Source organism: Streptomyces sp. Je 1-79 (assembly GCF_025195125.1).
Lineage (GTDB): Bacteria > Actinomycetota > Actinomycetes > Streptomycetales > Streptomycetaceae > Streptomyces.
In genome coordinates, this window is the sequence record NZ_JAMGSL010000003.1 from 464287 (window position 1) to 474872 (window position 10586).

Sequence of the window (10586 nt, forward strand, 5' to 3'; positions counted from 1 at the left end):
CTCTTCTAGGAGAACAGCGCCCGGCCCCACCAGTCGTCCTTGTCGCGGACGCCCGGCGGGACGGCGAAGAGCGCCGAACCCACGTGCTGGATGTATTCGTTGAGGACGTCCGCGCGGGCCAGCGAAGTCTGCACCGGGACGAAGCCGGTACGGACGTCCCGCTGGTACGCGAGGAAGAACAGGCCCGCCTCCAGGCGGCCCAGGCCGTCGGTGCCGTCGGTGAAGGAGTAGCCGCGGCGCAGGATCGTCGCCCCGTTGTTGCTGTCGGGGTGCGCGAGGCGGACGTGCGCCTCCGGCTTCATCGCCTTCAGGAACGGCTCGTCGTGCTCCCCGGCCTTGCCGACGGGCGCCCCCTCCTTCTTGTCGCGGCCGAAGATGTCCTCCTGCTCGGCCAGCGGGGTGCGGTCCCAGGTCTCGACGTTCATCCGGATCCGGCGGGCGACGAGGTACGAGCCGCCGGTCATCCAGGCGGCCCGCCCCGGGGCGTCCTTCGCGGCGACCCACACATGCTTGTCGAGCCCGGCGGTGTCGGTGCCCGCGATGTTGCGGGTGCCGTCCTTGAAGCCGAAGAGGTTGCGCGGGGTCTGCGCGTCGGGGGTCGTGGAGGACGTCTTGCCGAAGCCCAGCTGCGACCAGCGGACCGCGACCCTGCCGAAGCCGATCCTGGCCAGGTTGCGGATCGCGTGCACGGCGACCTGCGGGTCGTCGGCACACGCCTGGACGCAGAGGTCGCCGCCGCTGCGGGCCGGGTCCAGGTTGTCGCCCGGGAAGCGGGGCAGATCGATCAGGGCGCCGGGCCGCCGGTCCTTCAGGCCGAAGCGGCCGTCGAAGAGGGAGGGCCCGAAGCCGATGGTGAGGGTGAGCCGGGACGGCCTGAGGCCGAGGGCCTCGCCGGTGTCGTCCGGCGGAGCCTCCGGCAGGCCGCCGTAGGCGCCCTCGCCGACCTCGTGACCGGCCGTCATCCGCTCGGCGGCGCGCGTCCACTCCTTCAGGAGCCGGACGAGTGCGGCGCGGTCGTCCGTCTTCACGTCGAAGGCGGCGAAGTGCAGCCGGTCCTGCACGGCGGTGGCGATACCGGCCTGGTGGGCACCGTGGAACGGCACGGCAGGACCGCCGTCGGCGGTGGGCACGGCGGCGTCCCCCGTACGGGTGAGGGCGACGGCGCCGCCGGCCGCGGCGGCACCGAGCGCGAGCCCGGCACCGCCCCAGCCCAGCACCGTGCGCCGCGAGGCCGGGGTGTGCCCTGGCACAGGGCTCTCGTGCGCGTCGGACATCTCGGCGTCCCCTACTTCACGACGGCGGCGGCGAGCTTGGAGAGCGGCTCGGCCAGCGCGTTGACGCCGTCCGACAGCTCCTTGCGCTCGGCCTTGCCGACCTTGTCGTACGAGGTGAAGACGTAGCTCGCCCGGTCCGCGCGGTACTTGTCGAGAAGCGTGTTCAGCGCGGCGAACTGCTTGTCGAGCTCGGCGACGAGCGCGGGGTCGTTCTTCGAGGCGACCGGCTTGAGCAGCTCGAACGACTTCTGCGCGCCCTCGACGTTCGCCTTGAAGTCGACCAGGTCGGTGTGGGAGTAGCGCTCCTCCTCGCCGGTGACCTTGCCGGTGGCGACCTCGTCCAGGAGCTCCTTGGCGCCGTTGGCCATCGAGGTCGGGGTGATGTCGGCCCTGCCGACCCGCTTCACCCAGTCCGCGAGGTCCTTGTCGAGGGTGTCGGCGAGCTGCTTCTCGCGGTCGCCGATCTTCTTGTCCTGCCAGAGGGCCTTCTCCAGGCGGTGCCAGCCGGTCCAGTCCTTCGCCGGGTCCTGGCCCTCCTCCAGGCCGTCCTCGCGGACGTCGACCTTCGGGTCGATGTCGCCGAAGGACTCGGCGACCGGCTCGGTGCGCTCCCAGCCGATACGCGAGTCGGCGTAGGCCTTCTTGGCGGCCTCGACGTCACCCGCGCGGACGGCGTCGGTGAAGACCTTCACCTTCGGCAGAGTGCCGTCGGCCTGCGCCTGCACGTACTGGCGGTAGGCGGCGACGGCGGCGTCCATCTCGGGCGAGCGCTTCGCGGCGGCCGCACCACCGGTGACGGTGACCTTCTGACGGATGCCGTCGCCCGTCATGCCCGGCTTGCACGCGATCTCGTACTCACCGGCCTTGACCTCGGCGGTGATGGTGGCCTTGGTGCCGGGGCCGATGTTCTCGCGCTCGGTCACGATCCGGTCGTCCGGGTAGAGGACGTAGACCTCGGTGACCTTCGAGCCCCGGTTCTCCACGGCCAGCTTCACGTGCCCGGCGGGGAACTCCTTCGTGGAGACCTCGCAGGAGTCGTCCTTGGCGACGACCCGGACGGCGTCGCCGTCGCCCTTGGCGTCGCTCTTCTCGGCGCAGCCCGTGACGGCGGTCAGAGCCGCGACGGTGGCGGCGGCGGTGACGACGGGGAGACGGACGGCTCGCATACGGGCTCCAGGGAGAACGTGGGTTCGGGGTGAGGCTGGCCTAACTTAACCGAGGCTTACCTCGCCCATACCGGGACGTCCAGTGATTCGGCTCTCACCTTCCCGGCCCGCTCACGGAGGGGTCACGGAGCGCTCAAAGACACCCCATGACTGGGTCAACCGCGAGTCAAGGAGCCGGGTTTGTCCGTTTCGGCGGACCGGACACCGAGCGCCGTCCCGCGCCGGGGAACGACGAGCGGCACCCCGGTCCCCGGGTGCGGGAAGACCTCCACCCGCTGCCGGTACACCCGGCTCAGCAGCTCCGCACGACGACGACCGCGACGCCGTCCGCGGCGCGCTCCCGTCAGACCCGCAGGACGAGTTCCTGGCGGCGCAGGTCGAGCGCCGCCGTCGGCTCGTCGAGCAGCAGCAGCGGGGTGCGCTGGGCGAGTACCCGGGCCAGGGCGACCCGGGCCCGCTCGCCGCCGGAGAGCGCGGAGAACGGGCGGTCCGCGAAGGACTCGACCTCGGTCGCCGCCATCGCCTCGGCGACGGCCGCCTCGTCCTCGTCCTCGTGCGCCGTTCCGCTCCAGGGCGCACGGCCCATCCGGACCACGTCGGCGACCGGGAAGGGGAAGGCGAGCGCGGCCGCCTGCGGCAGCACGGCGCGGCGCAGGGCGAGTTCGGGCGCGGACCAGCCCGACGCGGGCCGGCCGCAGATCCGCACCTCGCCGCCGGCGGGCGGGAGGTCGGCGGCCAGCGCGGCGAGCAGCGTCGACTTCCCGGCGCCGTTGGGCCCGACCAGGGCCAGCACCTCACCGGCCCGTACGGCGGTGTCCACCCCGCCGAGCACCTCCCGCCCGCCGAGCCGGACCCGGAGCCCCCGGGCCTCGGCGACGGTCTCGCCGGCCCGGGCGGGGGCGGGAAGCTCCCGCGTACGACGGGACAGCAGACCGCGGAACAGTACGGACGCATTGCCCAACCACCTTGCCTGCGACGGGTCCTGCGGAGCAGCCAGAAGAAGAACGGGCTGCCGAAGAGGGCGGTCAGGACGCCCAGGGGGAGTTCGGCCGGGGCCGCGACCGTACGGGCCGCCAGATCTCGGGCCGCGAGGAGCAGGCCCACGAAGGTGATGATGCCCGCCACCGCGACCGCCGCGGCCGTCAGCAGCGCGACGACCAGGATCAGGACGGCCGTCGTCTTCGCCGTCCGCCGCCGCACGACGGAGTCCTGAGCCCCGGATCCTGAGAACGACACCCCCAACAGGCAGGGCCGCGCCCCCGGAACAGGCGGTGCGGCCCTGCCGCCGCGTGCACGGAAGCCCCTCGCGGAACCCCGCGCCGACGTGGCCGATTCCCGGTGGACCGGCGGAAGGGGACGACTGGATGCTTGAATTCCGCCATGAACACGACCGCGACGACCGGCGCCACCGACATCGACGTCCTGCGGGTCTTCTGCGCCGGCGACGGCCGGTACGGCAACGCCCTGGGTGTCGTACGGGACGGGCGCACGCATCCCGACGAGGCGTCCAGGCAGGCACTCGCCAAGGAACTCGGTTTCAGCGAGACCGTGTTCGTGGACGATCCGGAACGCGGGACGGTCGACATCTACACGCCCGGTGTGCGGCTGCCGTTCGCCGGCCACCCGCTGGTCGGGGCGGCCTGGCTGCTCGACGTGGAGCTCGTCCGCCCGCCCGCCGGGGAGGTGTGGGTGCGCGGCGACGGGGAGTTCACCTGGATCGAGGCCCGGGCGGAGTGGGCGCCGCCGCGGACCCTGCGGCGGTACGAGACGGCCGAGGAGGTCGAGGCGCTCTCCGTGCCCGAGCCGGGGGAGTGGATCTACGCCTGGGCCTGGGAGGACGAGGCGGCGGGCCGGATCAGGGCGCGGGCGTTCCCCGGCCGTGGCGACGGCATCGACGAGGACGAGGCGACGGGTGCGGCGGCTCTGCTGCTCACGGACCGGCTGGGCCGGGCCCTGAACATCACTCAGGGCCGGGGGTCGCAGATACTGACGGCCCCCGGCCCCGACGGCGTGATCGAACTGGGCGGACGGGTCCGCCTGGAGCGGACCCTCGCTCTGACGCTCTGACGCTCACGCGCTGACGTTCATGCGTCGACGTTCACACGCTGCGTTCACGCGCTGAGCGGGAACTCGCTTCCCAGCTCGCGGAAGACCGCTCCGTTGAAGTCGAACGCGCGCTTGCACTCGTCGATGATCCGCTGCTTCTCCAGGTCGTCGGCGTTCACCGCGTCGAGCAGCTCCCGGTACCCCCGCTTGAAGGCCGCCGGGTTGGCGATCTCCTCGAACACGTAGAAGCGGACGCCGTCGCCCTTGCGCGTGAAGCCCCAGGTGCGCTCCGCCTTGTCGCGGATGATCTGGCCGCCGGAGAGGTCGCCGAGGTAGCGCGTGTAGTGGTGCGCCACATAGCCGGCGGGCCACTCCCGCGCGCACTCCGCCACCCGCGCGGCGTACGCGGCCGTGGCGGGCAGCGGGGAGAGCCCGGCGCGCCAGTCCGGGCCCCGCAGATGGGAGAGGTCCTGCTCCAGGGCGGCCGTGCGGAACAGCTCCGGCTGTATGAACGGCCCGGCGACCGGGTCGTCCTTCAGCGCCTCGGCACCGTCCTCCAGTGCGCGGTACACGAACCAGAGCTGCTCCGTGTACCGCGTGTAGGCGTCCACCGCGAGCCGGCCGCCGAGGAGGTCGCTCATGAAGGGCGACGTCTCGGCCTCCGTGTGCTGCTCGTGAGAGGCCGTACGGATGAGCGTCGAGAAGGGCGTGTCCAAGGCGAGCCTCCGGAGCCGATGGGGACGGGAACCTGCTGAGATACTGCTACTTAGGCTTACCTAAGTCAATTGGTTCCCGACGACCTGTCGGTAAAAAGCTACCCCGAGAACGGGTCAGGGCAACGTGAGGATCTCGGCCCCGCTCTCCGTCACGACGAGCGTGTGCTCGAACTGCGCCGTCCGCTTCCGGTCCTTGGTCACGACCGTCCAGCCGTCGTCCCACATGTCGTACTCGTGCGTGCCCAGCGTCAGCATCGGCTCGATGGTGAACGTCATGCCCGGCTGGATGACCGTGGTGGCGTGCGGGGAGTCGTAGTGCGGGATGATCAGCCCGGAGTGGAAGGACGAGTTGATGCCGTGCCCGGTGAAGTCGCGCACGACCCCGTAGCCGAAGCGCTTGGCGTACGACTCGATGACCCGGCCGATGATGTTGATCTGCCGACCCGGCTTGACCGCCTTGATGGCCCGGTTCAGCGACTCGCGGGTGCGCTCGACGAGCAGCCGGGACTCGTCGTCCACGTCGCCGCACAGGTAGGTGGCGTTGTTGTCGCCGTGGACCCCGTTGATGTACGCCGTGACGTCCAGGTTCACGATGTCGCCGTCCTTGAGGACGGTGGAGTCGGGGATTCCGTGACAGATGACCTCGTTGACCGAGGAGCAGAGCGACTTCGGGAAACCGCGGTAGCCGAGGGTGGAGGGGTACGCCCCGTGGTCGCACATGAACTCGTGCGCCACCCGGTCCAGCTCGTCCGTGGTGACACCCGGCGCGATGTGCTTGGCGGCCTCCTCCATCGCCTGCGCGGCGATGCGGCCGGCGATCCGCATCCGCTCGACGGTGTCGGAATCCTGCACCTCGGGCCCCTTGTACGGGGTGGGTGCGGGCTTCCCGACGTACTCGGGACGACGGATGGCTCCCGGAACGGAGCGGTGGGGGGAGAGCTCCCCCGGTACGAGCAGCGACTGGCCAGACATGTCAGCGAGTCTAACGACCGTGTCTGGGGCAGCATGGCCTCAGAGGAAGGAGCCGACGATGGCCCTGTTCAAGAAGCGCACGGTGGGCAAACCGGGCGAATGGTACTACTGCCTGGAGCACAAGAAGGTCGAGGAGGGCCCGGAGTGCCCGTCGAAGAACCGCTTCGGCCCGTACGGCAGCCGTGAGGAGGCGTCGCACGCGATGGAGACCGCGCGGGAGCGCAACGAGGAGTGGGAGACGGACCCCAAGTGGCACGACGCCCCGAAGTCCGACGAGACACCGGACTAGGGGGTGCCTTGTGGATCATGCCGGGCTTGCGGCGTGATCCACGAGACACCCGACCAGGCCGGGCCGGTCAGGCCGGGGTTCCGGCCCCGGCTCCGGCTTCCCGTGCCTCGCGTTCCGCCTGCGCGGCCCTGTGGCGCAGCGCGTCCTCGTCCGTCTCGGAGTCGTACCCGAGCAGCTTCGGCAGCGCGAGGCAGAGCAGCCCCACCGAGGCCACGCACGCCACGCCGCCGGACCAGATCGCCGCCCGCGTCCCCGTCCAGCCCGCCATGGCGCCCGCCCGGACCTGGCCCAGCTGCGGGCCGACGCTGTAGGAGAGGACCTCGATCCCCGCGAGCCGGCCCCGCAGCTCCTCCGGGATCGTCTGGTTCCAGATCGTGGCGCGGCCCAGCCCGCTCGCCATGTCGCCCGCGCCCGCGAAGGCCAGGCAGAGCAGCACCAGCCAGATGTTCGAGAACCAGCCGGCCGCCGCGATCGCCAGCCCCCAGGCCGTGGCGCCGCACACGACCAGCCACCCGTGCCGGCGGATCCGTGAGGTCCAGCCGCTGGTCAGGCCGAGGACGAGCGAGCCGACCGAGCCCGCCGCGTACATCAGACCCAGCGACCAGTCGGCGTCCAGCTCGTCCGCCAGGAACGGGAAGATCGTGTTCGGGAACGCGAAGAACATGGCGGCCAGGTCGATCGCGTACGTCCCGAGGAGCACCGGCCGCGACCAGGCGTAGCGCGCGCCCTCGGCGATGCCGCGCAGTGACGGCTTGTCGGCGTCGTGTGCGGGCGGCGCGGGGGAGAGCCGCAGACACAGGAGTACGGAGACGAGGAAGCCGGCGATCGTCACCGCGTAGGCCGGGGCGTGCCCGGCGTACGCCACGAGCAGGCCCGCGAGCGCGGGGCCCGCGATGGTGCCCATCTGCCAGCGCAGCGAGTTGAGCGCGGCGGCGGCGGTCTGCTGGTCGTGCGGCACGATCCGGGCGAGCAGCGAGTCGAGGGCGGGGCGCTGGAGACCGGCGAGCGCGGAGACTCCGGCGGCGACGACGTACAGCGGCCAGAGCATGGGCTCGGGCAGCAGGGAGTTGAGGAGGAGCAGCCCGGCGAGCAGCCCGAGCCCGGACTCGGTGGCGATCAGGACCTTGCGCCGGTCGACGGCGTCGGCGAGCGCGCCGCCGTAGAGCCCGAAGACGACCAGCGGGACCAGCTCGACCGCGCCCATCGCGCCGACGGCGAGCGGCGATCCGGTCAGATCCTTGATCTGCAGCGGCAGGGCGATCATCGCCACGGCGCTGGAGAAGAAGGCGACGAGCCCCTGGACCCAAAGGAGCCGGAAGTCGCGGGAGGAGTGCCAGGGCGCGAGATCGGGCAGCACGGCGGAGAGCTTCGAGGTCACGGGGCGCCATGCTCCGCCGAAACCCATGCATCATGCAAGCGAATATCGACGGCGCCGAGCGGCGAGCCACCGGCAGGCGCCGGACGTGGCGTCGGGCTCCGCTACCAGCGCGCGGGCGGCGGCCCGGACGTGACGTCGGCCCGTGCTACCAGCGCGCCGGCGGCGGGCCGGACGAGGCGTCGGGGAGATGCCGCCAGCGCTCCGGCAGCGACCCGGAGGTGACGTCGGGCCGCGCTACCAGCGCGCCGGCGGCGGCGACGTCAGATGGTCCGCCAGCAGGGAGAGCCGGTCCCGCAAGCGGCGACGACCGCGCGGGGAGGGCAGGCTGTTCTCGCCGGCCGCCGCGCTCACCAGGTGCTGGACCGTGTCCAGGTCGACCTCCGCGCCCTCCCGCACCGTCAGCGTCTCGTGCGCCAGGCCCCGCACCTCCGGGTCGCCCCCGTCGAGGGAGAGCACCGTCGCCCCCGCCCTGCGCGCGTCGTGGACCCGTTCCAGGAGCCCCGCGTCGGGCCGCTCCGGCGCCACCATCAGCAGCGTCGCCCCGCGCCTCGCCGACTCCAGCCGGCCGAGGCCCACGGCCAGGTGCACCGGATCCCCCGGCCGCACCCGGTGACGCACCAGCGTCGGCTTCAGCTCCGGCTGCCCCGACCAGGCCGCCTCGTCCACGAGATGGGCCGCCAGATGCCAGGGCTCGTACCCCTCCGTCCCCACGAGGAGCAGCCCGCCCCCGTGCGGCACGACCGAGGACCGGAGCGAACCCGCGAACCGGCGGGCGGCGCGCGGCCACTCCGTCCCGGCGAGCACTTCCCGCAGCAGCGCGACCCGTACGGCATCCATGGGGCCGCATCCTGCCGCAACCGGGCCCCGCGTGAGGGGCGGTTGAAGAGGGCTCCACCCGTACGGGAAGTCCGGCCGTACGGGAAACGGACGGCCGGACCGGCCAGTAATGTCGAGGCCATGACTACGACTGACAGCAAGCCCGCCCCCAAGGACCCCTGGGACCTCCCCGACGTGTCCGGCCTCGTCGTCGGCGTCCTCGGCGGGACCGGCGACCAGGGCCGCGGCCTCGCCTACCGCCTCGCCAAGGCCGGGCAGAAGGTGATCATCGGCTCCCGCGCCGCCGACCGCGCGCGGACCGCCGCCGAAGAGCTGGGCCTCGGCGTCGAGGGCGCCGACAACGCCGAGTGCGCCCGCCGCAGCGACATCGTGATCGTCGCCGTCCCGTGGGACGGGCACGCCAGGACGCTGGAGTCGCTGCGCGAGGAACTCGCCGGCAAGCTCGTCGTCGACTGCGTCAACCCGCTCGGCTTCGACAAGAAGGGCGCCTACGCCCTCAAGCCCGAGGAGGGCTCCGCCGCCGAGCAGGCCGCGGCCCTGCTGCCCGGGTCCCGGGTCGCCGCCGCCTTCCACCACCTCTCCGCCGTGCTGCTCCAGGACCCCTCGATCGACGAGATCGACACGGACGTGATGGTCCTCGGCGAGGAGCGCGCCGACGTCGAGATCGTCCAGGCGCTCGCCGGCCGCATCCCCGGCATGCGCGGCGTCTTCGCCGGCCGGCTGCGCAACGCCCACCAGGTCGAGTCGCTCGTCGCCAACCTGATCTCGGTCAACCGCCGCTACAAGGCCCACGCGGGGCTGCGGGTCACCGACGTCTGACCGCGTGCCCGGACGGGCGCAGGCATGGGGGACACTGGACGGGCACCATCAGCCGTACCCGGACAGGAGCCGACCCCCATGCCCCGCCTCGCTCTCTACGCCCTCGCCGTCTGCGCCCTCGCCGTCGTCGCGGCCGTCGTCTCCTTCGCCGCGGGCATGTGGCTGGGCATCGTCTGGGTCCTGCTCGCCGGCCTCTCCTCGAACATGGCCTGGTACTACATCCGCCGCGCGAGGACCGAGGCGGCGCGCGCCGCCGAGACCGCGTAGGGGCCTCGCCGGGCGTCCCCCTCGGCCTAGACCTCGCAGCCCTCCGGCGTCCCCTCCCAGAAGCGGTAGAGGTTCGAGCCGCAGTAGCGGGAGAGCTCCGGCACGCCGAGTGCCCGCATCAGCGCGTCGATCGTGTCGAAGAACGCGCCGTTGACCGCCGGTACGAAGAGCAGCCCGATCACGACGAAGAAGCCGTACGGCGCGTAGGGCTCGATCTTCCGCTTGATCCCGTACGACAGCCAGGGCTCGATCACCCCGTAGCCGTCCAGGCCCGGAACCGGCAGGAAGTTCAGGAGCGCCGCCGTCACCTGGAGGAACGCCAGGAAGGCGAGCGCGAACTGGAACGCGAGCGGGACGCCGTCCAGCGCGTCCAGCCAGAACGGCGCCGTGCAGACGATCGCGAACAGCACGTTCGCCAGCGGGCCCGCCGCCGAGATGAGGCTGTGCTTCCAGCGCCCCTTGATCCGGCCCTGTTCGATGAAGACCGCGCCGCCGGGCAGACCGATGCCCCCCATGATCACGAACAGCACCGGCAGGATGATGCTCAGCACGGCATGGGTGTAGGCGAGCGGATTGAGGGTGAGATACCCCTTCGCGCCGACCGTGATGTCCCCGCCGTGGAGCGCGGTGCGGGCGTGCGCGTACTCGTGGAGACAGAGCGAGACGACCCACGCCGACGTCACGAACAGGAAGATCGCCAGACCGGTGGAGGCCGCGAAACCGCTCCACACGGCCCAGCCGGTGACCGCCATGACGGCGAGGATCGCCAGGAAGACCGGGCTGATCCTGCGCTCGTGGCTACGGGTGGTGGCCGTGGTCATC

Annotated in this window: 11 protein-coding genes and 2 pseudogenes; 4 read left to right on the forward strand and 9 right to left on the reverse strand. The window is 72.2% G+C overall.

From position 1 onward, the window contains the following. Nucleotides 1-5: 5 nt before the first annotated feature. From efeB to M5362_RS07525, 4 genes and pseudogenes are all read right to left on the reverse strand, one after another. Nucleotides 6-1274, reverse strand: coding sequence for an iron uptake transporter deferrochelatase/peroxidase subunit (efeB, locus tag M5362_RS07510; protein ID WP_260226545.1), 1269 nt, complete (start codon nucleotides 1272-1274; stop codon nucleotides 6-8). 11 nt (nucleotides 1275-1285) lie between these two features. After that, nucleotides 1286-2440, reverse strand: coding sequence for an iron uptake system protein EfeO (efeO, locus tag M5362_RS07515; protein WP_260226546.1), 1155 nt, complete (start codon nucleotides 2438-2440; stop codon nucleotides 1286-1288). Nucleotides 2441-2595: 155 nt separating this feature from the next. Next, a pseudogene (locus M5362_RS07520) lies at nucleotides 2596-3401 on the reverse strand (ATP-binding cassette domain-containing protein). Continuing rightward, nucleotides 3395-3610 (reverse strand): annotated as a pseudogene (locus M5362_RS07525) (iron chelate uptake ABC transporter family permease subunit); the annotation flags it as partial. The pseudogenes M5362_RS07520 and M5362_RS07525, both read right to left, overlap by 7 nt. A gap of 210 nt (nucleotides 3611-3820) precedes the next feature. On the opposite strand from M5362_RS07525, the gene M5362_RS07530 reads away from it, so the two are divergent. Continuing rightward, nucleotides 3821-4507, forward strand: coding sequence for a PhzF family phenazine biosynthesis protein (locus M5362_RS07530; RefSeq protein ID WP_260226547.1), 687 nt, complete (start codon nucleotides 3821-3823; stop codon nucleotides 4505-4507). A 44-nt stretch (nucleotides 4508-4551) separates the two neighbouring features. On the opposite strand, the gene M5362_RS07535 is transcribed toward M5362_RS07530, so the two are convergent. Together M5362_RS07535 and map are read right to left on the reverse strand one after the other, a co-directional pair. Continuing rightward, nucleotides 4552-5202, reverse strand: coding sequence for a heme oxygenase (biliverdin-producing) (locus M5362_RS07535; protein ID WP_260226548.1), 651 nt, complete (start codon nucleotides 5200-5202; stop codon nucleotides 4552-4554). Between the two features lie 114 nt (nucleotides 5203-5316). Continuing rightward, a complete protein-coding gene (gene map, locus M5362_RS07540; RefSeq protein WP_260226549.1) occupies nucleotides 5317-6174 on the reverse strand; it encodes a type I methionyl aminopeptidase in 858 nt (285 codons plus the stop codon). Nucleotides 6175-6232: 58 nt separating this feature from the next. On the opposite strand from map, the gene M5362_RS07545 reads away from it, so the two are divergent. After that, entirely contained in the window at nucleotides 6233-6463 is a 231-nt protein-coding gene (locus tag M5362_RS07545; RefSeq protein WP_260226550.1) for a hypothetical protein, read from the forward strand. Between the two features lie 67 nt (nucleotides 6464-6530). Here M5362_RS07545 and M5362_RS07550 read toward each other — a convergent pair whose 3' ends face one another. Beyond that, nucleotides 6531-7868, reverse strand: coding sequence for an MFS transporter (locus tag M5362_RS07550; RefSeq protein ID WP_261365659.1), 1338 nt, complete (start codon nucleotides 7866-7868; stop codon nucleotides 6531-6533). A gap of 207 nt (nucleotides 7869-8075) precedes the next feature. Further along, on the reverse strand, nucleotides 8076-8678 hold the full coding sequence (locus tag M5362_RS07555; protein WP_260226552.1) for a hypothetical protein: 603 nt from the start codon (nucleotides 8676-8678) through the stop codon (nucleotides 8076-8078). 120 nt (nucleotides 8679-8798) lie between these two features. On the opposite strand from M5362_RS07555, the gene npdG reads away from it, so the two are divergent. Together npdG and M5362_RS07565 are read left to right on the forward strand one after the other, a co-directional pair. Further along, the gene (gene npdG / locus M5362_RS07560) at nucleotides 8799-9497 is read left to right on the forward strand and encodes an NADPH-dependent F420 reductase (protein WP_260226553.1); all 699 of its coding nucleotides are present in this window, start codon (nucleotides 8799-8801) and stop codon (nucleotides 9495-9497) included. Nucleotides 9498-9521: 24 nt separating this feature from the next. After that, the gene (locus tag M5362_RS07565) at nucleotides 9522-9764 is read left to right on the forward strand and encodes a hypothetical protein (RefSeq protein WP_260226554.1); all 243 of its coding nucleotides are present in this window, start codon (nucleotides 9522-9524) and stop codon (nucleotides 9762-9764) included. Between the two features lie 26 nt (nucleotides 9765-9790). Here M5362_RS07565 and M5362_RS07570 read toward each other — a convergent pair whose 3' ends face one another. Beyond that, entirely contained in the window at nucleotides 9791-10585 is a 795-nt protein-coding gene (locus M5362_RS07570) for a site-2 protease family protein (protein ID WP_260226555.1), read from the reverse strand. Nucleotide 10586 lies beyond the last annotated feature (1 nt).

Excerpts from the sequence above, each read along its gene's own strand:
- efeB (WP_260226545.1), bottom strand. The coding sequence starts at position 1,274 with ATGTCCGACGCGCACGAGAGCCCTGTGCCAGGGCACACCCCGGCCTCG.
- efeO (WP_260226546.1), bottom strand. The coding sequence starts at position 2,440 with ATGCGAGCCGTCCGTCTCCCCGTCGTCACCGCCGCCGCCACCGTCGCG.
- M5362_RS07530 (WP_260226547.1), top strand. The coding sequence starts at position 3,821 with ATGAACACGACCGCGACGACCGGCGCCACCGACATCGACGTCCTGCGG.
- map (WP_260226549.1), bottom strand. The coding sequence starts at position 6,174 with ATGTCTGGCCAGTCGCTGCTCGTACCGGGGGAGCTCTCCCCCCACCGC.
- M5362_RS07545 (WP_260226550.1), top strand. The coding sequence starts at position 6,233 with ATGGCCCTGTTCAAGAAGCGCACGGTGGGCAAACCGGGCGAATGGTAC.
- M5362_RS07550 (WP_261365659.1), bottom strand. The coding sequence starts at position 7,868 with ATGGGTTTCGGCGGAGCATGGCGCCCCGTGACCTCGAAGCTCTCCGCC.
- M5362_RS07555 (WP_260226552.1), bottom strand. The coding sequence starts at position 8,678 with ATGGATGCCGTACGGGTCGCGCTGCTGCGGGAAGTGCTCGCCGGGACG.
- npdG (WP_260226553.1), top strand. The coding sequence starts at position 8,799 with ATGACTACGACTGACAGCAAGCCCGCCCCCAAGGACCCCTGGGACCTC.
- M5362_RS07565 (WP_260226554.1), top strand. The coding sequence starts at position 9,522 with ATGGGGGACACTGGACGGGCACCATCAGCCGTACCCGGACAGGAGCCG.
- M5362_RS07570 (WP_260226555.1), bottom strand. The coding sequence starts at position 10,585 with ATGACCACGGCCACCACCCGTAGCCACGAGCGCAGGATCAGCCCGGTC.